The following is a 24,782-nucleotide window of genomic DNA, read 5'->3' on the forward strand; positions in this document are numbered from 1 at the left end:
GGCGCAGTGCGCGCCCGGCCCCTCGCCGTCCCGATTTCCTGCTGCCGGACCGTGCTGGTTACTCGGTCACGCCGTGGTCGTCGTGGCCGTCGTGCAGGCCGCCGCCGCTGCCCTCGGAGCCGTCGGTCGGCTGCGAGACGACCGGCTTCGACAGCGGAGCCAGGTCGAAGGCGTAGTGGCCCACGGCGTCGGCGATGACGTCGAGGTTGATGTCGAGGGCCTTCTTGTCGATGTTGTTGATGTCGTCACCCGCGGCGTGGTAGTTCACGTCGTACGCCACGCCGGCCTGGCCGCCGTACTTCGCGGCCTGGGCCTCGGTCTTGATGCCCTCGGCGCCGGTGAAGGTGCCGCCCGACGGGATGCCGACCTCGATGAACGGTCCGTAGTCGGAGCGGCCGGTGAAGTCGGTGCCCTCGTGCGGGATGTTCTTCGAGTCGAGGAAGTCCGTGATGCCGCGCTCCAGCTGGGCGGAGCCCTCCGGGCCCGGGCCCGCGCCGACGCCGTCCGAGTCGTCGCCGTCGTAGACGAAGTAGGCGGCGTTCGGCGAAGCGATCATGTCGAAGTTCAGGTACAGCTTGATCTGCTTCTTCTGCTCCTCGGTCAGCGAGGCGACGTACGCCTCGGAGCCGAGCAGGCCGAACTCCTCGGCCGACCACCAGGCGAACTTCACCTTGTTCTTGACCTTGGCCTTCGACTTCGCCAGCTCGATGGCGGCCTGGAGGATGCCCGCCGAGCCGGAGCCGTTGTCGTTGATGCCGGGGCCGGCCGCGACGGAGTCGAGGTGCGAGCCGAGGAATACGGTGTTGTCCGGGTCGCCGCCCTTGGTCTCGGCGATGACGTTGAAGGTCTTGCGGGTCTCGCGCAGCTCGCGGATGTCGAGCGTGACCGAGACCGGGCCCTGCGCGGCCTCGGCGGCGAGCGCCTCGCCGTCGGCCTGGGTGATGCCACCGGTCGGGATCCTGCCGGAAGTGGGGTCGCCGATGGTGCCGTTGAGGGCGCCCGCGGTGTTGTTGAAGATGACCGCGCCGACCGCGCCGGCCGCGTGCGCGTTGGCCTGCTTGGCGGCGAAGGTGCAGCCGCCCCGCTTGACCAGGGCGATCTTGCCGGTGAAGGTGCCCGAGGCGAAGTCGCCGGGCTCGCAGCCGTGGGTGCCGTCCGCGTCCACGGGAGCCACGGCGAGGTTCGCGGTGACGCCGCCCTCGGGGCTGTTGGCCGTGTACGTCATGAGGTTGACCTCGACGTCGCGCTCCACGGGCGCGTTGACGTGCAGGCTCTCGGCGAGCGTCTCCGTGTAGACGAACTCGAACTCGTGGCGGGAGACCTTGAATCCGGCCGCCCGCGTCACGGCCTCGATGTACTTCGCCGACTGCTCGTGCCCCTTGGAGCCCGCGACGCGCGTGTTGTTGTTGTAGTCGGCTATCGCCTGGAAGACTTTGAGGTGCTTGAACGCGTTCTTGGCCGTTGCGTCCTTGACCAGCTTCCGGGCCAGTGCGTTGCCCCGAGCGGCGTCACTCGCCGGGCTGGTGGCGCCGGCGGGTCCCGCGAGAAGAAGCGGCGAGACGAGGGCCGCGGCGGCCAGTGTGGCGGTGGCTGCGGCTATACGGCGTGAGGGCATTGAGGTCCTTTCACGGCAGGCAGGAGCGCGCGCTCTGTGGCGAAGTGGTGGAGTGGTGCACGCACGTTAGACACCAGGAAGCCACTCTGGCCAGAGTTTTCACTGATTCCGGTTTATGAATTCCATATATCGGTACGTCGACATGGCATCGCATTTCGGACGTACGCCAACTGGCCCCGGACATAACACCCCTACCGGCCGCGGAACCTCCCCGGAGCAGCACGGAACCGGCGGCCGTACCAGCCGCCCGCCGCACGCCGTGGGGGGTGCCGTGGGAGTACCGGTCCACCGCGGTCATACCTCCAGACTGACCCCGTCTCTCACGTCACGCGCGCCACGAGCCCCCGTACCGCCTCCCGCACCTCCTCTGCGGTCCACTCCAGGGCCTCCGCCGCCACCGTCATCTCCGCGACCGACAGCCCCGGCGGACCGTCCGAGAACCACCGGCGGAACAGCGCGACGCCCTCCTCCTCGGCCTGCCGCACCCCCGCGTCCGTCAGCGCCTCCGCGTCGTACGGCAGCCACACCTGGAACTGGTGCGTGTGCGGCACCTCGGGATGCACCCGGAACCACGGCACGCCCGCCGCCGCGAACCCCTCCCGCAGCCCCTCCGCGACCACCCGCGCGTGCGCCACGTACGACGGCAGCAGCGGAAGCTCCCGCTCCAGCCCGATCAGCGCCGACAGGGCCGCCGGGAACTGCCGGAACACCTGGCCGCCGTACCGGTGGCGCCACACCCGCGCCTCCGCGACCAGCTCCGCCGCCCCCGCCAGCGCCGCCCCCGAATGGCCGCCCAGCGACTTGTAGAACGACACGTACACGCTGTCCGCGAGCCCGGCGATCTCCGCCAGCGGCCGCCCGAAGTGCGCCGTGGCCTCCCACAGCCGCGCCCCGTCGAAATGCACCACCGCATCCCGCTCCCGCGCCGCCTCCACCAGCGCGGTCAGCTCCTCCCAGCCGGGCAGCAGGAAGCCGGCGTCCCGCAGCGGCAGCTCCAGCATCAGCGTGCCGAAGGGCTCCGGCAGCTCGCGGATCTCGTCCGCCGTGGGCTGGCGGCGCTCCGCCGTCGTGTGCACCACGCGCAGCCCGCTCACCGCCGACAGCGCCCCGCCCTCGTGCACCTCGGGGTGCGCCAGCGGGTGCATGGCCACCACCGGGCTCCCGGTGCGGCCCGCCCAGCAGCGCAGGGCCACCTGCTGGGCCATCGTCCCGGACGGGAAGAACGCCGCGGCCTCCGTGCCCAGCAGCTCCGCGACCCGCCGCTCCAGCTCCGCCACGACGCCGTTGCCGTACATGTCGGCGGGGCCGTCGAGGTCGCACACGGACCCGGCGTGCTCGGTCAGCCACGCCAGGTGCTCGCGCAGGGTGGGCTCGGCGGTGCCCCGGGTGAGCCTGCGGGCCGCCCCCCGCCAGGCCGCCAGCCGCCGCTCCTCGCGGTCCCCGGGATCCTCCGGGTCCACCGCCGTACCGTCCGCCGCAGGGGCCTCCGTCAGGTCCGCCGCAAGGGCCGCCGTCTCATCGCTCATACGGCCGATCATGACCCGCGACCGGCCCGCCTGGCCACGTCAAATGCAACGGCTAGCATGGCGACGTAACGTCCGGTACCCCCCGCGGACTGGAACGGAAGGCCCTCCCCGCGTGAACGCATCACCGCCCCCGGCACCGCATCCCGCGGCCCCGCCCCGCCCCGCCCGGCTCACCGTCGGCGTCGTCGGAGCAGGCCGCGTCGGCCCCGCGCTCGCCGCCGCGCTCCAGCTCGCCGGACACCACCCGGTCGCCGTCTCCGGCGTCTCCGACGCGTCCCGCCGCCGGGCCGTCGAGATGCTGCCCGACGTCCCGCTCGTACCGCCTGCGCAGGTCCTCGAGCGCGCCGACCTGGTACTGCTGACCGTGCCCGACGACACCCTGCCCGGCCTGGTCGAAGGGCTCGCCGAGACCGGCGCCGTCCGCCCCGGACAGCTCATCGTCCACACCTCCGGCCGGTACGGCACCGCCGTGCTCGACCCCGCCCGCCGGGCCGGCGCCCTGCCGCTCGCCCTGCACCCCGCCATGACCTTCACCGGGACCGCCGTCGACGTCCAGCGCCTCGCGGGCTGCTCGTTCGGCGTCACCGCCCCCGACGAACTGCGACTGGCCGCCGAAGCCCTCGTCATCGAAATGGGCGGCGAGCCCGAGTGGATCGCCGAAGAGGCCCGCCCGCTCTACCACGCCGCCCTCGCACTCGGCGCGAACCACCTGGTCACCCTGGTGGCGCAGTCGATGGAGCTGCTCCGCACCGCGGGCGTCTCCCGCCCCGACCGGATGCTCGGCCCCCTCCTCGGCGCCGCCCTCGACAACGCCCTGCGCTCCGGCGACGCCGCCCTCACCGGCCCCGTCGCCCGCGGCGACGCCGGCACCGTCGCCGCCCACGTCGCCGAACTGCGCAAGCACGCCCCGCAGACCGTCGCCGGATACCTCGCGATGGCCCGCTCCACCGCCGACCGGGCCCTCGCCCACGGCCTCCTCAAGCCCGAACTCGCCGAGGACCTGCTCGGCGTGCTCTCCGAAGGCTCCCAAGGCCCCCAGGACCCCCAGGGAGGCCGGCGATGACCCCCGCGCTGCTCCACACCGCCGCCGAACTGCACGCCCTGCCGCGCACCGGCCGCCGCGCCGTCGTCATGACGATGGGCGCCCTCCACGAAGGCCACGCCACCCTCGTACGCACCGCCCGCGAGACCGTCGGACCGGCCGGCCAGGTCGTCGTCACCGTCTTCGTCAACCCGCTGCAGTTCGGGGCGAACGAAGACCTCGACCGCTACCCCCGCACCCTCGCCGCCGACGTCGAACTCGCCGGACTGTCCGGCGCCGACGCCGTCTTCGCCCCGTCCGTCGACGAGGTGTACCCCGGCGGCGAACCGCAGGTCCGGCTCTCCGCCGGCCCCATGGGCACCCGCCTCGAAGGCGCCACCCGCCCCGGCCACTTCGACGGCATGCTCACCGTCGTCGCCAAACTGCTCCACCTCACCGCGCCCGACCTCGCCCTCTTCGGCCAGAAGGACGCCCAGCAGCTCGCCCTGATCCGCCGCATGGCCCGGGACCTCAACTTCCCCGTCGAGATCATCGGCGTCCCGACCGTCCGCGAGGCCGACGGACTGGCCCTGTCCAGCCGCAACCGCTTCCTCTCCGCCGCCGAGCGGGCCACCGCGCTGGCCCTGTCCCGCGCCCTGTTCGCCGGCCGCGACCGGCTCGCCGCCCAGGCCGCCCTGTGCGCCCGCGCCGAAGCCGCCCCCGCCACCGACGAACGCGCCTCCGCCCTCGCCCGGCTCGGCGAGGCCCGCGCCTCCGCCGACGCCCACGCCGTCTCGGCCGCCGCACACGGACTCCCCGACGCCGTACGGTCCGCAGCCCGCTCCGTACTCCACGAGGCCGCCCGCGCCCAGCCGCCGCTCCTCCTCGACTACGTGGCCCTCGTCGACCCCGCCGACTTCACCGAGGTCTCCGACGGCTTCGCGGGCGAGGCCGTCCTCGCCGTCGCCGCCAAGGTCGGCACGACCCGCCTCATCGACAACATCCCCGTGGAGTTCGGCCCTATGGAGTTCGGAGCGCACAAGTGACCACTGGCATACGACTGCACGCCCCCGCCCCCGGCTGGGCGATCGAGGCCGACGTCGTGGTCGTCGGCTCCGGGGTCGCCGGCCTCACCGCCGCACTGCGCTGCGCCGCCGCGGGCCGCCGTACCGTCGTCGTCACCAAGGCCCGGCTCGACGACGGCTCCACCCGCTGGGCCCAGGGCGGCATCGCCGCCGCCCTCGGCGAGGGCGACACCCCCGAACAGCACCTCGACGACACCCTCGTCGCCGGCGCGGACCTCTGCGACGAGACCGCCGTACGCCTGCTCGTCACCGAAGGCCCCGACGCCGTACGGCGGTTGATCGAGACCGGCGCCGTGTTCGACACCTCCGAAGCCACCGGCGAGATCGAGCTGACCCGGGAAGGCGGCCACCACCGCCGCCGGATCGCCCACGCAGGAGGCGACGCCACCGGCGCCGAGATCTCCCGCGCCCTGGTCGCCGCCGTCCACAACGCCGGCATCGAGACCGTCGAGAACGCCCTCGTCCTCGACCTCCTCCAGGACGCCGAAGGCCGCACCGCCGGAGTCACCCTCCACGTCATGGGCGAAGGCCAGCACGACGGCGTCGGCGCCGTCCACGCCCCCGCCGTCATCCTCGCCACCGGCGGCATGGGCCAGGTCTTCTCCGCCACCACCAACCCCGCCGTCTCCACCGGCGACGGCGTCGCGCTCGCCCTGCGCGCCGGCGCCGAGGTCTCCGACCTCGAATTCGTGCAGTTCCACCCCACCGTGCTCTTCCTCGGCCCCGACGCCGAAGGCCAGCAGCCGCTGGTCTCCGAAGCGGTACGCGGCGAAGGCGCCCACCTCGTCGACGCCGACGGCGTCCGCTTCATGCTCGGACAGCACGAACTGGCCGAACTCGCCCCGCGCGACATCGTCGCCAAGGGCATCATGCGCCGCATGCAGGAACAGGGCGCCCGGCACATGTACTTGGACGCCCGCCACTTCGGGGCGCGGATGTGGGAACAGCGCTTCCCCACCATCCTCGCCGCCTGCCGCGCCCACGGCATCGACCCCGTGACCCAGCCCATCCCGGTCGCACCCGCCGCCCACTACGCCAGCGGCGGCGTCCGCACCGACCTGCGCGGCCGCACCACCGTCCCCGGCCTGTACGCGTGCGGCGAGGTCGCCTGCACCGGAGTGCACGGCGCCAACCGGCTCGCCTCCAACTCCCTGCTGGAGGGGCTGGTCTTCGCCGAGCGCATCGCCGACGACATCGCGGCCTCCGCCCCCGTCCCGGCCGGCCCCGGCATACCCGTACCCGCCACCGGACCGCTGCTCGGCGGCGAGACCCGCTTCGAGATCCAGCGGATCATGACCGAGGGCGCGGGCGTCCTGCGGTCGGCCGGATCCCTGGCCGCCGCCGCCGACTCCCTCGAAGCCCTCTACGGCGAGGCCCTCGGCCGGCTCGAGACCCACGGCAAGACCGCCGAGCCCGGCACCGACAGCTGGGAGGCCACCAACCTGCTGTGCGTGGCCCGCGTCCTGGTCGCCGCCGCCCGCCGCCGCACCGAGACCCGCGGCTGCCACTGGCGCGAGGACCACCCGGACCGCGACGACGCGAACTGGCGGCGCCACCTCGTCGTCCGCCTCTCCGCCACCGAGAAGCGCGCCCTGGTCGTGACCACGACCGACTCCGCGGACTTCCCGCCCGTACGCCACCCCCTGAGCCAGGAGCAGTGACCGTGACCACCCCCGAACTCCCCCTCATCCCCAGCGACTCCGCCGACGGCTGCGGCGACGACTGCGCCTGCGAGCCCGCGGAGTGCGGCCTCGACCCCGCCCTCGCCCAGCTGCTGGCCGACGCCGGCCTGGACCCCATCGAGGTCGAGGACATCGCGCACATGGCGATCTCCGAGGACCTCGACGGCGGCGTGGACGTGACCACGGTCGCCACCGTTCCCGAAGACGCCGTCGCCACCGCGGACTTCACCGCCCGCCAGGCGGGCGTCGTCGCCGGCCTGCGGATCGCCGAGGCCGTCCTCTCCGTCGTCTGCGAGGACGCCTTCGAGGTCGAGCGGCTCGCCGAGGACGGCGACCGCGTGGAGAAGGACCAGGTCCTCCTCTCGGTCACCGCCCGCACCCGCGACCTGCTGACCGGCGAGCGCAGCGCGCTGAACATCCTGTGCCGCCTCTCCGGCATCGCCACCGCCACCCGCGCCTGGGCGGACGCCCTGGAGGGCACCGGCGCCAAGGTCCGCGACACCCGCAAGACCACCCCCGGCCTGCGCTCGCTGGAGAAGTACGCGGTCCGCTGCGGCGGCGGCGTCAACCACCGCATGTCCCTGTCGGACGCGGCCCTGGTCAAGGACAACCACGTGGTCGCCGCGGGCGGCGTCGCCCAGGCCTTCAAGGCCGTGCGCGAGCTGTTCCCGGAACTGCCCGTCGAGGTCGAGGTCGACACCCTCCACCAGGCCCGCGAGGTCATGGACGCCGGCGCCGACCTGATCCTCCTCGACAACTTCACCCCGCTGGAGACCGAGGAGGCGGTGACCCTCAACCGCGGGCACAACAAGGGCCGCGCCGTCCTGGAGTCCTCCGGCCGCCTCACCCTGGAGAACGCGCGCGCGTACGCCGAGACGGGCGTGGACTACCTGGCCGTCGGCGGCCTCACGCACTCCTCCCCGATCCTGGACATCGGCCTGGACCTGCGCGAGGCGGCACGCTGATGCTGCTGACCATCGACGCGGGCAACTCCCACACGGTGCTCGGCCTGTTCGACGGGGACGAGATCGTCGAGCACTGGCGCATCTCCACCGACCCGCGGCGCACGGCCGACGAACTGGCCGTGCTGATGCAGGGCCTGATGGGCATGCACCCGCTGCTGGGCGACGAGCTGGGCGACGGCGTCCACGGCATCGCCATCTGCTCGACGGTCCCGTCGGTGCTCCACGAACTGCGCGAGGTCACCCGCCGCTACTACGGCGACGTGCCGTCCGTGCTCGTCGAGCCCGGCATCAAGACGGGCGTGCCGATCCTCATGGACAACCCGAAGGAAGTCGGCGCCGACCGCATCATCAACGCCGTCGCGGCCGTCGAGCTCTACGGCGGCCCCGCGATCGTCGTCGACTTCGGCACGGCCACCACCTTCGACGCGGTCTCCTCGCGCGGCGAGTACACGGGCGGAGTGATCTCCCCGGGCATCGAGATCTCGATGGAGGCCCTCGGCGCCCGCGGTGCCATGCTCCGCAAGATCGAGCTGGCCCGCCCGCGCAACGTCATCGGCAAGAGCACGGTCGAGGCCATGCAGTCCGGAGTCGTGTACGGGTTCGCAGGGCAGGTCGACGGGGTCGTGACCCGGATGCGGCGCGAGCTGGCCGGGCCGGACGGCGACCCCTCCGACGTCCGCGTGATCGCGACGGGCGGCCTGGCACCGGTAGTCCTCGGCGAGGCCGCGACCATCGACGACCACGAACCCTGGCTCACCCTCATCGGCCTGCGCCTGGTCTACGAACGCAACGTCCCGTCGTTCTCGTAGGACGTACGCGCGCCGCCGGGCCCCGGTCCGGCGGCGCGCCGGTCGAGGGTCACATCAGGGGATTTTGTCCGATTAGCGCGTATCTTCTGGCCATGCCCACGCCCTACGGATCCCGCGGCGGCATGGCGTTCAGCGCTGCTGAGCTGCACGTGCTTCGGCGTTCCCTCGCCCACGCTCTCCACTCCGACACCGACCGGGCGGCCCTCACGGCCAGAGAGGTCCAGGACTGCCTGCGCCTGGCACAGTCCGTCGACGAAGCGGTCCGGGAGGCCGGGCGCCTCAGAGAATTCCTGCTCGCGGACCTCGGACGCTACCGCGACGCCCTCCCCGGCAGCCTCCACGGATACCTGGAACTGCTCCAGGACGCGCTCGCGGCCGGCTACCAGCCCGCACCCGACGACCTCGCCGCCCTGCGCGCCCTGCGCGGCAACCCCGTCGCCGCGGCCCTCCTGGAGCGCTGCCAGAGCCTCGCCGAGCGCTCCCTGCGCACCCGGCCGGGACCGACCGCCCCGGCGCCCCGGACCCGCCTGCTGGCCCTGCGCGGGGGACGCGAGGGCGAGGCGGACCGGCCCGCGCCCGCCAAGCCCGCACCGCAGGAGCCGGCGGCGCCGCGCCCCGACCGGCCGGACCGCCCGATCCCGACCCCCGGCGAGGTCTTCCCGCCGCGCCGCAAGCCCACGCCCCCGCCGTCCACGCGTGCGGCCGGGTAGCTAGGCTGAAGGGCATGGACTACGTTTCCGCGCTCGTGCCCCCCGTGATGATGGCCGTTCTGTTCATCGCACTTGTCGTGACGATCGTGAAGAGCCAGGGCGGCTCGAACAAGGCCAAGGAGGACGCGGCGGTCGACGCCGTGCTCGCCCGTGCCGAGTCGGCCCGGCAGGCCTCCAATAACAGCACTTCCTGAAGCAGTGCCCCCGGGCGTGCGGCTCCTTTCGGGCCGTGCGCCCGTTTTTTGCGGGGAGACGCGCGAATAGCCGGGCGATTTAGGACATCTCACACTATTGTGCTGGTGTGCCTCGCCCCTTGGGAGAACTCGAAGACGCCGTCATGACCCGGGTGTGGCAGTGGAACCGCCCGGTGACTGTCCGGGAAGTGCTGGAAGACCTCCAGCAGGAACGGTCCATCGCGTACACCACGGTCATGACCGTTATGGACAATCTTCATCAGAAGGGCTGGGTCCGCAGGGAAGCGGAAGGCCGCGCCTATCGATATACGGCGGTCTCCACCCGCGCCGCCTACTCGGCCGCACTGATGAACGAAGCCTGGGCCACGAGCGACAACCCGGCCGCTGCCCTGGTCGCCTTCTTCGGGATGATGTCGGCGGAACAGCGCGAAGCCCTCCGGGATGCCGTGCGAATCGTTCAGCCGCAGGAGCCCGCACCGGAACGTTCGCCGGAACCTGCACCGGAACCCGTACCGGAACCCGCATCGGAAGCTTCTCCGGAACCCGCCCCGGGGCCCGCCCCGCAGGCTCCCGCAGGGGACGCCCCGAAGCCCGGCCGGGCCGGGCCCCCGAAGGGGGATGCCGATGAGGGCCCGAGGCCTGCGGGGCGATAGCGTCCGTTCATGGCCGCACAGCATCCGAACCCCCAAGACGATTCGCTTCCGCGCCGGTTTCCCGGTGCAAATGCAAAAGCAGTGACGATCCGCCGGGCGCGCACCAGTGATGTGGCCGCGGTGCGCCGGCTCCTCGATCAGTACGTTCACGAGCGGATCCTGCTCGACAAAGCACCCGTGACCCTTTACGAGGACATCCAGGAGTTCTGGGTCGCGGAAGCCGGGGATGACGGCCGCGTGGTCGGCTGCGGGGCTCTCCACGTGATGTGGGAAGACCTCGCCGAAGTCCGCACTCTCGCCGTCGACCGCGAGTTGAAGGGCGCCGGAGTGGGGCACCGGCTCCTCGGCAAGTTGGTGGAGACCGCCCGCGAGCTCGGGGTGAGCCGGGTATTCTGCCTCACCTTCGAAGTCGACTTCTTCGCGAAGCACGGCTTCGTCGAGATCGGTGAGACCCCGGTCGGCCACGATGTCTACAGCGAGCTCCTGCGTTCCTATGACGAGGGCGTCGCAGAGTTCCTGGGTCTCGAACGAGTGAAGCCGAACACCCTGGGCAACAGCCGGATGCTTCTGCACCTCTGATCGTTCGGCCCGTTATTTCGGCGCCGGACCCGCCTGTGGCCTATGTCCGAATCGCGTACGTTTCCCGTCCCGTTGAGGCCCTGAACCTCTCTCGGGGGTTTGTGTTTTTCCAGCAAAAGCGGTTTCCTTTCCGCGTACTGCATTTTCGATGAAAGGAAATCCGGTGGCACAGAAGGTTCAGGTCCTTCTTGTCGACGACCTCGACGGTGGCGAGGCGGACGAGACCGTGACGTTCGCTCTGGATGGCAAGACCTACGAGATCGACCTCACCACCGCCAACGCGGACAAGCTCCGCGGCCTGCTCGAGCCGTACACCAAGAGCGGGCGCCGCACCGGTGGCCGTGCCGCGACCGGTCGTGCCGCGAAGGGGCGCGTCGCCGTCGGCGGAAGCTCGGACACTGCCGAGATCCGCGCCTGGGCGAAGGCCAACGGTTTCAACGTGAACGACCGCGGCCGCGTGCCCGCCGAGATTCGCGAGGCCTACGAGAACAGGCCCAAGGGCTGATCCAGCCGCGTACGCAGCAGCCGGGCCCGGTGGCACTCCGTCGCCGCCGCGCCGACCAGCCGTACGAGATCGGGTGCTCCCGAGGGAGACCCGGCGCCGGGCGGCCGCCCCAGGGCGGTCAGGGCCGGCAGCAGTGCCTCACACCCCGGCTCGGGGGGCCGCAGCCACACGGCGGCCCCCTGAGAACCGTCCCCGGCCCGCTCCGGGGCGCCGGGAGGTGCCGGAGCGGTGATCCGCCCGCCCGCACCCAGGGCGGTCAGGTCGAGGGCCACCCCGCCCCACTCCAGCCAGTCGAGCAGCCCCTCCAGCTCGTCCGCGGCGCCCGCGGCCAGCAGGATCCGCATCCGGCGCCCCATGAGCGCGACGGGTCCGGTCGCCACCCCGCGACGCAGCACCGCGAGGCCGGCCGAGGCAGGCAGCTCCAGCACGTCGAACCGCACGCCGGTCACCAGCTGCACCGGCGTACCCGCAGTGACGGGCCAGCCGAGCCGGTGCGCGTACCAGCGCGCCACCGGATCGAGCGGACCGGAACCACCGGCCCCGGACTCCCCGGACTCCCCGGACTCCCCGGCCGGATCGGACGGGTCCTGCGGAGCCCTCAGGAGCGGGACGGTCAGCGCCATGACCGGAGAAACTCTCGAAACCGGCTGGAGTTACGCACCGTCCCCGCATCAATGCGGAGCGTAAACCTCCGCCGAGCGGAGGGACGCATTCGGGGCGCAAGCGTGTTCGCCCGTAGCGGAGGAGACCGGTGCGGGGGGCATGGACTGTCAGTGCTTACGGGTAAGACATTCCTAGTGGATCGGGGCGACACGCTGATTTGACCGGCTCCCGTTCGCCATCGGCGTAGTGATGGGACGGGTATCTGTCTGGCCTGCGGGAACATCGTCTCGCACCATCGGGTTGGAGCAGTTGTCGGCTGTGCAACGCGGATTTACCCCACCGAGTGGGGTGAGCCGGGGACGGATGTCGGCAGTTGGAATGAGCTGTCCCGCCCCGCGGGACTAGCATGCGGAAGGACAGGGCGGGGACCGACCCCGAACTGCCCGACCGCTCTGAGGAGCGAATAACGATGTTCGAGAGGTTCACCGACCGCGCGCGGCGGGTTGTCGTCCTGGCTCAGGAAGAAGCCCGGATGCTCAACCACAACTACATCGGCACCGAGCACATCCTCCTGGGCTTGATCCACGAGGGTGAGGGTGTCGCCGCTAAGGCCCTGGAGAGCCTCGGGATTTCGCTCGAGGCTGTTCGCCAGCAGGTCGAGGAGATCATCGGCCAGGGCCAGCAGGCCCCGTCCGGGCACATCCCCTTCACCCCGCGGGCGAAGAAGGTCCTGGAGCTCTCGCTCCGCGAGGCTCTTCAGCTCGGCCACAACTACATCGGCACCGAGCACATCCTGCTCGGCCTGATCCGCGAGGGCGAGGGCGTGGCCGCCCAGGTCCTCGTGAAGCTGGGCGCCGATCTCAACCGAGTCCGGCAGCAGGTCATCCAGCTGCTCTCCGGCTACCAGGGCAAGGAAACGGCCACGGCAGGCGGCCCGGCCGAGGGCACCCCCTCGACCTCGCTCGTCCTCGACCAGTTCGGCCGCAACCTCACCCAGGCGGCCCGCGAATCCAAGCTCGACCCGGTCATCGGGCGCGAGAAGGAGATCGAGCGGGTCATGCAGGTGCTGTCCCGCCGTACGAAGAACAACCCGGTCCTCATCGGCGAGCCCGGCGTCGGCAAGACGGCGGTCGTCGAGGGCCTGGCCCAGGCCATCGTCAAGGGCGAGGTGCCCGAGACCCTCAAGGACAAGCACCTCTACACCCTCGACCTCGGTGCGCTCGTCGCCGGCTCCCGCTACCGCGGTGACTTCGAGGAGCGCCTGAAGAAGGTCCTCAAGGAGATCCGCACCCGCGGCGACATCATCCTGTTCATCGACGAGCTCCACACGCTCGTCGGTGCGGGTGCCGCGGAAGGCGCCATCGACGCGGCCTCGATCCTGAAGCCGATGCTGGCCCGCGGCGAGCTCCAGACCATCGGTGCGACCACGCTCGACGAGTACCGCAAGCACCTGGAGAAGGACGCGGCCCTCGAGCGCCGCTTCCAGCCCATCCAGGTCGCCGAGCCCTCGCTGCCGCACACCATCGAGATCCTCAAGGGTCTGCGCGACCGCTACGAGGCCCACCACCGTGTCTCCATCACGGACGAGGCCCTCGTCCAGGCGGCCACGCTGGCCGACCGGTACATCTCGGACCGCTTCCTCCCGGACAAGGCGATCGACCTGATCGACGAGGCCGGCTCCCGGATGCGCATCCGCCGGATGACCGCGCCGCCGGACCTCCGCGAGTTCGACGAGAAGATCGCCGGCGTCCGCCGCGACAAGGAGTCGGCCATCGACTCCCAGGACTTCGAGAAGGCAGCTTCGCTCCGCGACAAGGAGAAGCAGCTGCTGGCGGCGAAGACCAAGCGGGAGAAGGAGTGGAAGGCCGGCGACATGGACGTCGTCGCCGAGGTCGACGGCGATCTGATCGCCGAGGTCCTCGCGACCGCGACCGGCATTCCCGTCTTCAAGCTCACCGAGGAGGAGTCCTCCCGGCTGCTGCGCATGGAGGACGAGCTCCACAAGCGCGTCATCGGCCAGAAGGACGCCATCAAGGCGCTTTCCCAGGCGATCCGGCGTACGCGTGCGGGTCTGAAGGACCCGAAGCGCCCCGGCGGCTCGTTCATCTTCGCCGGCCCGTCCGGTGTCGGTAAGACCGAGCTGTCCAAGACCCTCGCCGAATTCCTCTTCGGCGACGAGGACGCGCTGATCTCCCTCGACATGTCGGAGTTCAGCGAGAAGCACACGGTTTCCCGTCTCTTCGGTTCGCCCCCCGGTTACGTGGGCTACGAAGAGGGCGGCCAGCTGACCGAGAAGGTCCGCCGGAAGCCGTTCTCCGTCGTCCTCTTCGACGAGGTCGAGAAGGCGCACCCGGATATCTTCAATTCCCTGCTGCAGATCCTGGAAGACGGCCGCCTGACCGACTCCCAGGGCCGCGTGGTGGACTTCAAGAACACCGTCATCATCATGACGACGAACCTGGGTACGCGGGACATCTCGAAGGGCTTCAACCTGGGCTTCGCCGCCCAGGGCGACGTCAAGACGGGATACGACCGGATGAAGGCGAAGGTCAACGAGGAGCTCAAGCAGCACTTCCGGCCCGAGTTCCTCAACCGTGTCGACGACACGGTCGTCTTCCACCAGCTCAGCCAGGAAGACATCATCCAGATCGTCGACCTGATGATCGCCAAGGTGGACGAGCGCCTCAAGGACCGCGACATGGGCATCGAGCTCAGCGGCGAGGCGAAGCTGCTGCTCGCGAAGCGCGGCTACGACCCGATCCTGGGTGCGCGTCCGCTGCGCCGCACGATCCAGCGCGAGATCGAGGACATCCTCTCCGAGAAGATCCTCTTCGGTGAGCTGCGCCCCGGTCACATCGTGGTCGTCGGCACGGAGGGTGAGGGCGAATCCGCCAAGTTCACCTTCCGCGGCGAGGAGAAGTCCGCTCTGCCGGACGTCCCCCCGATCGAGGCGACGGGCTCCGGCCCGGACCTGAGCAAGGGCGCGTGACCACGCGCCAGGCGCTGGGCAAAGGGGCGGCCCCGGGACCGAAAGGTTCCGGGGCCGCCCCTTTCCCGTCCCCGGAGGGTCAGAACCGGCGGACGGTGACGGAGTCCGGCAGGTCGCCGAGCTCCTGCTGCCCGGCCACCCACAGGTGCGCAAGGCGCGGGAACAGCGCCGGGACCCGGGCGAGGGCTGCCTCGTCGTCCGTCGGGTACGTCAGGAACAGCTTGCTGACGCCCAGGGCCAGACCGGGTGGCGCGCAGAGCAGGGAGTCAGTCGTGACGTCGAGCTGCTCCAGCGCCGGCAGCCCGGCCAGCCGCTCCCAGTCGCAGGCGTCTCGTGGGCTCGACCGGCGGCCCAGGTGTACGACCGCGAGGTGCGAGTGCCGGGAGACACCCGCCAGGCCGTCCGTCAGGCCCACCCCGCTGAGGGTGAGGGTGCGCAGTGAGGCGGTGTCCGCGAGTGCGTTCAGCGACCACTCCACTCCCGCCAGGCTGAGTGCGAGCCGCCGCAGTCTCGGCAATGCGGCCAGTACGGCCAGATCGGGGCGGTCGACGTTGAAGTAGACGGTTTCGAGCGGCAGACCTGCCAGCGGTGTCAGGTCACGCAGCGCATCGCAATCGGTGATCTCCAGTTCGGCCAGTGTGCTCTGGCCCCGCAGGAACGACAGGTCCGTCAGAAGGCTGTTGCTCCGCAGGCACACTTCCCGCAGGGGCGTGATGCCGGTGTACTCGGCCAACAGGCGCGGGGAGATCGGCCCATGGGCGTCCAGGGCGTCCAGTCCTCCGGGGCCGAGCGCGATCAGGGCAGCCAACTGCTCGTCCGAGCCGACGGTGAAGGTCACGTCCTCGGGGTCGATCCGCGCGATGACCTCCCGCGCGTACTCCTGGACGTCGAAGCGGCCCCACGCCTCTACGAGCCGGTTCCGGACCCCCACGGCGGGGTGGGTGCAGAAGCGGGCCAGGAAGGGCGGCGTGCGCTCGGAGACGACGTGAGAGGCGGCGACGACCACGTTCTCGGCATCGAAAGCGCTCAGCCAGTCCGGGCCCGGCAGCAGGTCCAGCAGCAGCGGGCCCACCTTGGCGAGTTCCTCGGCGCGCTCGGGGCTCGCCGGCGGCAGCAGCGCGCGGGCGCGCCGTTCCACCTCCGCCCGGACCGCCGGGTCCAGCTCGGCCGCGTGCTCCAGGCAGGAGAACGCCAGCAGGGCCGCCCGGTCGCCCGGGTCCGCCAGCAGGGCCCGGAAGAGGTCCGCCCGCTCGCGCGGCCGTGCCTGGGCCACCGCCATGCGGATCACGTCCTCCCACTGGTCGTCGCCGACGTGCCCGGCCAGCTCCCCGAACCCGCCCTCGTCGACCGCCGCGCGCGCCCCCAGGAAGTCCTGGAAGGTGCGGTGGACGAACTCCACCGTGCCCGGCACGGGCTCCCGCAGCAGGCCGCTGCGGGCCAGGAAGTGGGCGTACACCCCGCGGGCGTCCCCGAGGGCGTCCGCGGCCTCGCGTACCGCGGGCAGGGCCTCGGCGATCAGGGCCTCGGCCCGTGACCGGTCCATCTCGGTACGGCCGTTGCGGATCAGCCAGTAGGCCAGCCGCTGGAGCAGCTGCAGCTGCGGCTCCTCGCGCAGCTCCGCCGCGTGGACGCGGCGTTCCCGGTCCCGCCGGGCCAGCAGCATCGACAGCGCGGCGGTGTACAGGTCCATGCGGCCCAGCGGCAGGAAGCCGCGCCGGTCCCGGTGCAGGGCGCAGATCAGCCCGCACATGAGCGGGTTGGTGGCGAGTCGGCCGAGGTCCGGCTTGGTCCGTACGGCTTCCTTGAGCTGGGTCTCGTAACCGGTCAGCTCGCCGTCGTCCCCGTCCCCGTCTCCGGTGGCGGCCGCCGCGTGCCACCGCTCGATGAAGTCCTGGACGTTCGCGAGCGTCATCGGGGAGAGCGTCAGCTCCGCGAAGGACTCGTCCTGCAGCCAGTCCTCCCGTACGGCCGACGGGCGCGAGGTCACCAGCCAGCGGTTGCCCGGGTAGGTGGCGGTGAGGTCGGTCAGCCAGTCGCGCGTGGCGGCCCGTTCCGCTTCGGGGATCTCGTCGATCCCGTCGATCAGGATCAGCCCGCGGCCGGCCGCCAGCACCCGGGCCTCCCAGCCCTCGGGCTGGTCGCCGGCGAGGGAGCAGCCCACGGCGCTCAGGAAGGCGCGCGGGGCCGGCAGCCGCTCGCCGTGCCGGGTCAGGGTGCGCAGCGGCAGGACGTAGGGGATCCGGTCGCGTACGTACCCCATCCGGTCGCCGGTCGCGGGGCGGCCGGCGCAGACGGCCAGCCACTGGATGAGCGTGGTCTTCCCGGAGCCGGCGTCGCCGCGCAGCAGCACCCGTTCGTGCTCGGCGAGGGCCAGGTCGGCGGGGCGGGGTGCCGGGCGGGCGGGGGAGAAGCGGGCCTGGTCGCCCTCCGGCCAGTGGTCCGCGAGCCCGCGCAGCTGCCGCGGGGGCCGGGGGGTGGCCTCCAGGCTCATGTAGGCGGCGTCCAGGGGCCAGCGTGCCGAGCCGGGCGCGAGGTCGATGCCGAAGATGGTCAGGCTGCTGTGGCGGCGGACGACGTAGGCGAGGTACCGGCGCTCGAAGTCCGCGTCGCGGGCGTCCTGGCGGGGGACGCGGGCGATCAGCTGGTCGACCTTGTCGATCAGCTCGGCCTGGCGGCGGGTCTGGTGGACCAGGCTGGAGGCCACGAACGCCGAGCGCTGCGTGAAGAAGTGCAGGACGTGCAGACAGGTGGTGTCGAGCAGGCGCTCGAAGAAGTACCCGGCGTCCCGGGACAGGCCCGGGTCGGGGGCGGCCGCGCGCAGCCGGGCGGCGAGGGCCCGGTGGCCGAGCTCGACCGCCTCCGCGTCCGTCAGGGTCAGGTCGCCGAGCGCGTGCAGGGTCTGGGTGAGGGCCTCGGCGACCCCGGCCTCCTCGCCCGCGGGCAACGGGCGCTCGCCGGGGGCGCGCAGCGCGCGCCCGACCAGCTCGCGGGAGAGCCGACGCAGGTCCTCCTCGGTGAGGGTGCGCTTCTCGCGGAGGGAGAGGTACGAGGAGATGCGCACGGGGCGGTCCACCAGCCCCGCGCCCGCGCCCTCGGTACGGAACAGCCCTTTGATCAGGGGGGCCATGACGCTCGATGCGAGCCGGATGCCGATCTGCGCGGGGTCCACGACGGGAGCGTAGCGACGGTCACATTTCGCTGCTTCCGAAACGGACAGCCCGGTCCGGGAGCGGTGACAAGCCGCACAGGGCAAATCGGACGTACTACCTATTTTAGTAGATCCGCGCGGGGGTGGAGGGGGTCCTGTCACCCCGCAAGGAGGCCGTCAACAGGGCTGAATTCCCCGGAGGCATCTACGGCCTTCCGTAGTAAATGGGACGTTTGGGAAGTCCGGGGAGTGCGGGTTACCAAGGATGAGCCAGCCCGGCATCCGCGCCGAACAGTGCGCCATCGTGCCGGGCTGATGCCTGCCCCTGTTGCCTCGTGATTGGTTTCCGCATGTCGAAGAGCGTCCGTACCGGTGCCCGTCGTCCCGCCTCCGCCCTCCGTACCCGCACCGCCGTCGTGGCCGCCGGGCTCGGGGCCGTGATGGCGCTCGGCGCCGGTCACGCCTTCGCCGCGGAATCCGCCGCAGCCGCCAAGCCCGCCGCAGCCGCTCAGCCGGCCAAGGCCGCGAAGGCGCCCGCGTGGGCCGACCCGGTCGACCGCTACGTGCTCTCCGCGACCTTCGGCAAGGGCGGCAGCATGTGGGCCCACAAGCACTCCGGCCAGGACTTCGCGGTGCCGGTCGGCACCCCGGTCAAGGCCGTGCACAGCGGTGTCGTGGTCAAGGCGGGCCCGAACGGCGCCGGCGACGGCCCGGCCTACGGCAACGCCATCGTGATCAAGCACGGCAACAACACGTACTCGCAGTACGCGCACCTGTCGAAGGTCCAGGTCCGGATCGGACAGAAGGTCACCACCGACCAGCGGATCGGCCTCTCGGGCAACACCGGCAACTCCAGCGGCCCGCACCTCCACTTCGAGATCCGGACCACTCCGAACTACGGCTCTGCCGTCAACCCGATGAGCTTCCTGCGCGCCGAAGGCGTGAAGTTCTGACGCTACGCACGCCCGTGATGGGCCTGCGTCACCATGTCGATGGCGACCTCGAGGACAGCGGCACGCTTCTCCTCCGGGTCGCCTTCGACGTTCTGCATGAAGAACACGCCCGCGTGCATCGTGAACAGCGCGCTCACGCAGCGGACCCGGTCGGTCATCGCGAAGTCCGGCTCCTGGATCAGCTTGATGAGGCCGACCACCCGCTCCTTGAAGCTCTCGCCGATGCTCAGCTCGCGGACCGTGGCCTGGTTCTCCTGCATGAACCGGAAGAGGTCCGACGCCCCCATCAGTGCGGCGTGGTAGCGGCGCACGATCTCCTGCTTGGTCTCCAGGGTGCGCGGCTGGCCCCCGGCCCAGGCGATCAGCTCGTCGATGGGACGGGTCTTGTCCTCGAAGATGCTGATCAGGATCTCTTCCTTGGTCTTGAAGTGGTAGTAGAGCGCCGCCTTCGTGACCTCCAGCCGTTCCGCTATCTCGCGCAGCGAAGTCTTCTCGTACCCCTGCTCGGCGAAGAGCTCCAGGGCGACGTCCTGAATGCGCTGGCGGGTGTTCCCGCGGCGCGGCTGCGGCGTGCTGCTGGGCATGGCTCTCCCGAGTCGGAAACTTACTTGACGCCCGGCTAGTAGGGCGTCTACCTTCCCCAGTGTAGTGAACTAGCCGGGCGGCAAGTAAGTGCCAGGGGAGTGGGAACGTTGAGCGTCACCGGGACGGAACAGCACGCGAAAGCCGAAGCGGGCGAGGGGGCCGCCCAGCCCCGCAGCGTCCGCGTCGTGCTGATGGCACTCATGATCGCCATGCTCCTCGCCATGCTGGACAACATGATCATCGGCACGGCGATGCCGACGATCGTCGGCGAACTGGGCGGCCTCGCGCACCTGTCCTGGGTGGTCACCGCCTACACCCTGGCCACGGCCGCCTCGACCCCCATCTGGGGCAAGGTCGGCGACATGTACGGCCGCAAGGGCGCCTTCCTCGCCTCCATCGTGATCTTCCTGATCGGCTCGGCCCTCAGCGGCATGGCCCAGGACATGGGTCAGCTCATCGGCTTCCGCGCGGTCCAGGGCCTGGGCGCCGGCGGTCTGATGGTCGGCGTCATGGCGATCATCGGCGACCTGATCCCGCCGCGGGAACGCGGCAAGTACCAGGGCATGATGGCCGGCGTCATGGCCCTCGCCATGATCGGCGGCCCGCTCGTCGGCGGCACCATCACCGACCACATGGGCTGGCGCTGGTCCTTCTACATCAACCTGCCGCTGGGCGCCGTCGCCCTCGCGATGGTCTCGGCGGTGCTGCACCTGCCGAAGAAGGAAGCCGGCAAGGGCAGGATCGACTACCTGGGCGCGGCACTGCTGACCGTCGCCATCACCTCCACCGTGCTCGTCACCACTTGGGGCGGTACGGAGTACGCCTGGGGCTCCGCGCAGGTCCTCGGACTCGTCGCCGTCGGCGTCGTCTCCCTCGTCGCGTTCCTGTTCGCGGAACGCCGGGCCGCCGACCCGGTGCTCCCGCTGCACATCTTCCGCAGCCGCAACTTCACCCTGATGTCCGTGATCGGTTTCCTGACCGGCTTCGCGATGTTCGGCGGCGTGCTCTACCTGCCGCTGTTCCAGCAGTCCGTCCAGGGCGCCTCGGCCACCAACTCGGGCCTGCTGCTGCTCCCGCTGCTGCTGTCGATGATGGCCGTCTCGCTGATCGCGGGCCGCGTCACGACCAACAGCGGCAAGTACAAGGTCTTCCCGATCGCCGGCGGCGCGCTCATGGTGATCGGCCTCTACCTGCTCGCCGGCATGGACACCGGCACCACCCGCCTGGTCTCCGGCCTCTACATGGCCGTACTGGGCGCGGGGCTCGGCTTCCTGATGCAGATCACGATGCTCGTCGCGCAGAACAGCGTCGAGATGAAGGACATGGGCGTCGCGTCCTCCTCGGCGACCCTCTTCCGCACCCTCGGCGGCTCCTTCGGCGTGGCCCTGATGGGCTCGCTCTTCACGACGCGGGTCCAGGACGCCATGACCGAGCGGCTCGGCACCGCGGGCGCAGGCGCCACGGGCGGCTCGGCGCAGCTGGACGCGGCGAGCCTGGCGAAACTGCCGGAGGCGGTCCGCGAGGCGTACCAGTACGCCGTCGCCTCGGGCACGCACGCGGCGTTCCTCCTGGGCGCGGCGATCGCGGTCCTCGGCTTCGCCGCAGCCTGGTTCGTCAAGGAGGTCCCCCTCCGAGGCGCGACACCGACGCCGGACGCGCCGTAGCGCTGCGCTTGGCCTGGAGGGTGGGGTGCGGTACCGGTCCGGCCGGGGCCGGTGGGGGCTGCGCCCGCGCTCCGCGCGGGCTGGGGATACCCACCCGCACCACCCGTGCGGCCGGGAGGGCAACGCTGAGGTCTCCCAGTGGGCGGTCGCCCGCCGTCGGCGGCTTTCGCGCCGTCCAGCCCTCTTTCATGCGGCCTGACGGCCGCCCCACCGAGCTCTGCTGCCGACAAGCGTCCGCCGCCGGCCAGCCCAGGCTCCCCGGCCACAGACAGCCCGGCCGCCGCCAGTCGGCCGCGGCTGTGTAGCGATCTGTCGCGTGCCTTTCCGCCCGGAGGGCGGCACCCCGCGCCCCCGTCCCCGCTGCGCGGGCCCAGGGGGACCAGCTCTGGGCCCCGTCCCCCCTGCCGTCCCTCCCCCTCCGGGGGATGCTCGCAAGTCTGTGGACTTCCGGGACGGGACGGGCGGTCAAGGGTGGAGCGAAGCGGAATCGCGAAGCGACGCGACCGAAGGGAGCGCCCTTGAGGGCACGGCCCGGCACGGACGGACACTCAGACATGCGGGCAGGCCACGGAGAACCCCGCCACCCCGACCCACCGCAAACCCGCCCCCATCACCGCCCAGCCGTCACGCCGACCGCAGCACACCTCGGCTCCGCCGAGTGCCGATGCGCCGGACCCGCCTGCGGGGACCGTCAGGAGCCGGCGCGGCACCGACCCCGCCCCACCGTCGAGCCGACTGCCGTACAAGCCAGACCGCCCGGGGAGGCGGGCGGGCAAACACCGGCAGACAGCAGCCCGCTCGGGGGAGAAGGGCGGACCCAGCGGGGCCCCGACCCCGCCCTACTCCGCCAGCTGGATGATCGGGAAGCTGCCCGTCGTCGTCGGGGCGTGTTCCGGGAGCCAGAGGACGGCCACCGCGCCCGCCGACGCGCCCGCGCGTTCGGTGCCGCCCGGCGCGGCCACGTTGCGGAACGTGAGCCGCGCGCCCAGTACCCGGGCCTGGCCCGCCGCGATGGTCAGGCCCAGCCCGTGCCCCACACCCGCCCGGTCCGAGGACCCCGTTCGGAAGCGGCTCGGCCCCTCCTTGAGCAGGGCCTCCGGGAACCCCGGGCCGTGGTCGCGGACCCGGACCACCCGGCCCTCGACGTCGACCTCCACCGGCGGCTTGCCGTAACGCGTCGCGTTCGCGAGCAGGTTGCCGAGGATGCGCTCCAGGCGGCGCGGGTCCGTCGAGACGATCTCGTCCGCGACGATCCGTACGACCGCGTCCGGCATCAGCGCGGCCACCCGCCGCGAGACGAACTCGCCGAGCGCGATGTCCTGGAGCTCCGCCCGCTCGGACGCGCTGTCGAGCCGGGCGACCTCCAGGACGTCCTCGACCAGCGCCCGCATCGCCTGGGCCCGGTCCCGGACCAGTTCGGTCGGCCGGCCCGGCGGCAGCAGTTCCGCGGCCGTGAGCAGCCCGGTGACCGGCGTCCGCAGCTCGTGCGCGATGTCCGCGGTGACCCGCCGCTCCGCCTCCAGCCGCTGCTGGAGCGCAGCGGCCATGGCGTCGACCGCGCGCGCCAGGTCGTCGGTCTCGTCGCGTACGACCCCGCCGACGGCCTCCCGTACCCGCACGTCGGTGTTGCCCTGCGCCACCTTGCCCGCGGCCACGGCCGCCTTGCGCAGCCGGCGGGAGATCTGCCCGCCGATGAGCACGCCGATGGCGGACCCGGCGATGACCACGGCCAGCGAGCCCGCGATCAGGGCCTGGTCGAGGTCCCGCATCATGTTGGCGTTCACGACGAAGCTGGTGTGCACGGACAGGATCTGGCCGTTGCCCACCGGCACCGCCGCCCAGACCTCGGGCGCGGCGTTCTTGTGCTCCTGCACGTACGAGCCGCGGCGGCCCGAGCGGGCCTTGTCCCGGAGTTCGCGCGGCAGGTCGGGGTCGTTGACCTTGGCCCACAGCGGGGGCTTCTTGGTGACCTCGGCACTGCGCGAGATGAACTGCACGCGCTCCATCTGCACTTCACGGGCGCTTTCCAGCATGGAGACCCGGGCGGCGTTGTGCACCACCAGGCTCAGTGCCGTCGCGATCAGCGCGCCGACCGCGGCGATGGCGAAACTGATCTTCCAGCGGATTCCCGTGCGGAGGGTGATCCGCCTCATGCCTTGAGCTTGTATCCGAAGCCGCGGACCGTCTCGATGCGGTCCTGCCCGATCTTGGTGCGCAGGCGCTGGACGTGGACGTCCACCACGCGGGTGTCGCCGCCCCAGTCGTAGTCCCAGACGCGTTCCAGCAGCCGGTCGCGGGAGAGGACCGTGCCGGGCGCCGAGGAGAACTCCAGCAGCAGGCGCATCTCGGTCGGCGTGAGCGCGACGGGCGCCCCGCCCTTCCGCACCTCCATGCCCTCGGTGTCGACCTCGAGGTCCCCGAAGGTCAGCACCCCCCGCTCGCCGGCCAGCTCGTCGTCGGCCGCCTGTCCGGCCGAACCGGCGTGGCCGAAGCGTCGCAGCACCGCGCGGATCCGGGCCACGAGGACCGACCCGTCGAACGGCTTGGTGACGTAGTCGTCCGCACCGGCCTCCAGGCCGAGGACGACGTCGATGGAGTCCGCGCGCGCCGACAGCATGATCACGGGAACGGTGGACTCGTCACGGATGCGGCGGCACAGGCTCACGCCGTCCATACCGGGGACCATCACGTCCAGGAGCGCGATGTCGGGGCGGTCGGCGCGGAAGGACTCGAGCCCTGAGAGTCCGTCGGGCATCGCGGTGACCAGGAACCCGTCGCGCTCCAGCGCGAGGGTCGTGGCCTCGCGGATGACGTCGTCGTCCTCCACAAACAGCACATGGGTCTCGGCCATCCGACTGCCTCAGTTCTTCGGTGTGACGGCCGGGGCGGGCTGGCCCCCGCCGTCGGCCGTGTTGCTGTAGTCCGTGTGCACGCGGTCGTGCTCGATGAACCTGTCCCCTGCCCAGCGGTACGTGATCACGTCCTCCCCCGACGGGTAGGCGAGCGCGTCGCTCTTCCCGTACACGGGCTTGGTCACCACGAGATCGCCCCGGTCGATCTCGGCATAGACCGGAGGCTGTTCGTCCGCGAACACATTCTCGTACGAACTTCCGGTCTTGCGATACACGTACGAGCCCACCCCGACGGCGTCCGCGCACGACAGCACGTTGACGACCACGTCCTCGGCGGAGTTCGCGGTGACCTTCCCGTACGTCACGTCGACCGGGTACTCCGTGCCCACGCACGGCTTCAGGTCGCGCTTGACCTCGGTGCTCACCTTCGGGTCCGCCTTGACCAGCGCCACCGCGTCCACCTTCTTGAAGGCAGGGGGGCGCGAAATGCCCGGCGTCGGCACCGACTTCGCCGCCTGCTCCGAACGGGCGGGTCCCTCGTCCTTGAGGCCCGCACCCCCCGAAGAACAGGCGACCGTGAACAGCACAGTGCCGGCGAGGACGACCGTCCCCGCCGACATGACTGTCAGAGAGCCTCCGCCGAG

The 24,782-nt window shown here is 71.6% G+C and carries 21 protein-coding genes; 13 read left to right on the plus strand and 8 right to left on the minus strand.

What is annotated here, in order from left to right; translation table 11 throughout:
• Window positions 1–58 precede the first annotated feature (58 nt).
• The gene (locus ACZ7H1_RS16390; RefSeq protein ID WP_470787237.1) at window positions 59–1,615 is read right to left on the minus strand and encodes a M28 family metallopeptidase; all 1,557 of its coding nucleotides are present in this window, start codon (window positions 1,613–1,615) and stop codon (window positions 59–61) included.
• A 320-nt stretch (window positions 1,616–1,935) separates the two neighbouring features.
• On the minus strand, window positions 1,936–3,141 hold the full coding sequence (locus tag ACZ7H1_RS16395) for a threonine aldolase family protein (protein WP_470787239.1): 1,206 nt from the start codon (window positions 3,139–3,141) through the stop codon (window positions 1,936–1,938).
• Between the two features lie 112 nt (window positions 3,142–3,253).
• Here ACZ7H1_RS16395 and ACZ7H1_RS16400 point away from each other — a divergent pair, with 112 nt between their 5' ends.
• The 10 genes from ACZ7H1_RS16400 to ACZ7H1_RS16445 all read left to right on the plus strand — a co-directional run bounded on the left by ACZ7H1_RS16400 (window position 3,254) and on the right by ACZ7H1_RS16445 (window position 11,344).
• Window positions 3,254–4,204, plus strand: a complete 951-nt coding sequence (locus ACZ7H1_RS16400) for a Rossmann-like and DUF2520 domain-containing protein (protein WP_470787240.1) — start codon at window positions 3,254–3,256, stop codon at window positions 4,202–4,204.
• Window positions 4,201–5,208 (plus strand): pantoate--beta-alanine ligase, encoded by a 1,008-nt coding sequence (gene panC / locus ACZ7H1_RS16405; RefSeq protein WP_470787242.1) that lies wholly within the window; start codon window positions 4,201–4,203, stop codon window positions 5,206–5,208. Before ACZ7H1_RS16400 ends, panC begins: the two co-directional genes overlap by 4 nt.
• Window positions 5,205–6,908 (plus strand): L-aspartate oxidase, encoded by a 1,704-nt coding sequence (locus tag ACZ7H1_RS16410; protein ID WP_470787244.1) that lies wholly within the window; start codon window positions 5,205–5,207, stop codon window positions 6,906–6,908. Before panC ends, ACZ7H1_RS16410 begins: the two co-directional genes overlap by 4 nt.
• Before the next feature lie 2 nt (window positions 6,909–6,910).
• Window positions 6,911–7,894 carry a carboxylating nicotinate-nucleotide diphosphorylase gene (gene nadC / locus ACZ7H1_RS16415; RefSeq protein ID WP_470787246.1) on the plus strand — a complete coding sequence of 328 codons (984 nt, stop codon included), beginning with the start codon at window positions 6,911–6,913 and terminating at the stop codon, window positions 7,892–7,894.
• Window positions 7,894–8,703, plus strand: a complete 810-nt coding sequence (locus ACZ7H1_RS16420) for a type III pantothenate kinase (protein ID WP_470787247.1) — start codon at window positions 7,894–7,896, stop codon at window positions 8,701–8,703. Before nadC ends, ACZ7H1_RS16420 begins: the two co-directional genes overlap by 1 nt.
• A gap of 92 nt (window positions 8,704–8,795) precedes the next feature.
• Window positions 8,796–9,413: a hypothetical protein gene (locus ACZ7H1_RS16425; RefSeq protein ID WP_470787249.1), complete on the plus strand. Its 618-nt coding sequence runs from the start codon at window positions 8,796–8,798 to the stop codon at window positions 9,411–9,413.
• Window positions 9,414–9,427: 14 nt separating this feature from the next.
• Window positions 9,428–9,607 carry a hypothetical protein gene (locus ACZ7H1_RS16430; RefSeq protein ID WP_470787251.1) on the plus strand — a complete coding sequence of 60 codons (180 nt, stop codon included), beginning with the start codon at window positions 9,428–9,430 and terminating at the stop codon, window positions 9,605–9,607.
• A gap of 107 nt (window positions 9,608–9,714) precedes the next feature.
• Window positions 9,715–10,260: a BlaI/MecI/CopY family transcriptional regulator gene (locus ACZ7H1_RS16435; protein ID WP_470787252.1), complete on the plus strand. Its 546-nt coding sequence runs from the start codon at window positions 9,715–9,717 to the stop codon at window positions 10,258–10,260.
• A gap of 9 nt (window positions 10,261–10,269) precedes the next feature.
• Window positions 10,270–10,839 (plus strand): amino-acid N-acetyltransferase, encoded by a 570-nt coding sequence (locus ACZ7H1_RS16440; protein ID WP_470787253.1) that lies wholly within the window; start codon window positions 10,270–10,272, stop codon window positions 10,837–10,839.
• Window positions 10,840–11,002: 163 nt separating this feature from the next.
• Window positions 11,003–11,344, plus strand: a complete 342-nt coding sequence (locus ACZ7H1_RS16445) for a histone-like nucleoid-structuring protein Lsr2 (protein WP_470787254.1) — start codon at window positions 11,003–11,005, stop codon at window positions 11,342–11,344.
• On the opposite strand, the gene ACZ7H1_RS16450 is transcribed toward ACZ7H1_RS16445, so the two are convergent.
• Window positions 11,320–11,967, minus strand: a complete 648-nt coding sequence (locus tag ACZ7H1_RS16450) for an SCO3374 family protein (protein ID WP_470787256.1) — start codon at window positions 11,965–11,967, stop codon at window positions 11,320–11,322. The genes ACZ7H1_RS16445 and ACZ7H1_RS16450 overlap by 25 nt on opposite strands.
• A 449-nt stretch (window positions 11,968–12,416) precedes the next feature.
• Here ACZ7H1_RS16450 and ACZ7H1_RS16455 point away from each other — a divergent pair, with 449 nt between their 5' ends.
• Window positions 12,417–14,936 (plus strand): ATP-dependent Clp protease ATP-binding subunit, encoded by a 2,520-nt coding sequence (locus tag ACZ7H1_RS16455; RefSeq protein ID WP_470787257.1) that lies wholly within the window; start codon window positions 12,417–12,419, stop codon window positions 14,934–14,936.
• Window positions 14,937–15,015: 79 nt separating this feature from the next.
• Here ACZ7H1_RS16455 and ACZ7H1_RS16460 read toward each other — a convergent pair whose 3' ends face one another.
• A complete protein-coding gene (locus ACZ7H1_RS16460) occupies window positions 15,016–18,105 on the minus strand; it encodes an NACHT domain-containing protein (RefSeq protein WP_470787259.1) in 3,090 nt (1,029 codons plus the stop codon).
• Window positions 18,106–18,434: 329 nt separating this feature from the next.
• On the opposite strand from ACZ7H1_RS16460, the gene ACZ7H1_RS16465 reads away from it, so the two are divergent.
• Window positions 18,435–19,037, plus strand: a complete 603-nt coding sequence (locus ACZ7H1_RS16465; protein WP_470787261.1) for a M23 family metallopeptidase — start codon at window positions 18,435–18,437, stop codon at window positions 19,035–19,037.
• A 2-nt stretch (window positions 19,038–19,039) separates the two neighbouring features.
• On the opposite strand, the gene ACZ7H1_RS16470 is transcribed toward ACZ7H1_RS16465, so the two are convergent.
• Window positions 19,040–19,621, minus strand: coding sequence for a TetR/AcrR family transcriptional regulator (locus ACZ7H1_RS16470; RefSeq protein ID WP_470787263.1), 582 nt, complete (start codon window positions 19,619–19,621; stop codon window positions 19,040–19,042).
• A 192-nt stretch (window positions 19,622–19,813) separates the two neighbouring features.
• Between ACZ7H1_RS16470 and ACZ7H1_RS16475 the strand changes: the two genes are divergently transcribed.
• Window positions 19,814–21,286: an MDR family MFS transporter gene (locus ACZ7H1_RS16475; RefSeq protein WP_470787319.1), complete on the plus strand. Its 1,473-nt coding sequence runs from the start codon at window positions 19,814–19,816 to the stop codon at window positions 21,284–21,286.
• An 839-nt stretch (window positions 21,287–22,125) separates the two neighbouring features.
• Here the strand turns inward: ACZ7H1_RS16475 and cseC are convergent.
• Genes cseC through ACZ7H1_RS16490 form a run of 3 tightly spaced genes read right to left on the minus strand, consistent with a single transcriptional unit; the run spans window position 22,126 to window position 24,758 of the window.
• A complete protein-coding gene (cseC, locus tag ACZ7H1_RS16480) occupies window positions 22,126–23,439 on the minus strand; it encodes a two-component system sensor histidine kinase CseC (RefSeq protein WP_470787265.1) in 1,314 nt (437 codons plus the stop codon).
• The gene (cseB, locus tag ACZ7H1_RS16485; RefSeq protein WP_470787266.1) at window positions 23,436–24,137 is read right to left on the minus strand and encodes a two-component system response regulator CseB; all 702 of its coding nucleotides are present in this window, start codon (window positions 24,135–24,137) and stop codon (window positions 23,436–23,438) included. The genes cseC and cseB overlap by 4 nt, the downstream gene beginning before the upstream one ends.
• A 9-nt stretch (window positions 24,138–24,146) precedes the next feature.
• Window positions 24,147–24,758 carry a hypothetical protein gene (locus ACZ7H1_RS16490; protein WP_470787268.1) on the minus strand — a complete coding sequence of 204 codons (612 nt, stop codon included), beginning with the start codon at window positions 24,756–24,758 and terminating at the stop codon, window positions 24,147–24,149.
• Window positions 24,759–24,782 lie beyond the last annotated feature (24 nt).

This window comes from Streptomyces sp. NPDC037401, assembly GCF_055602345.1.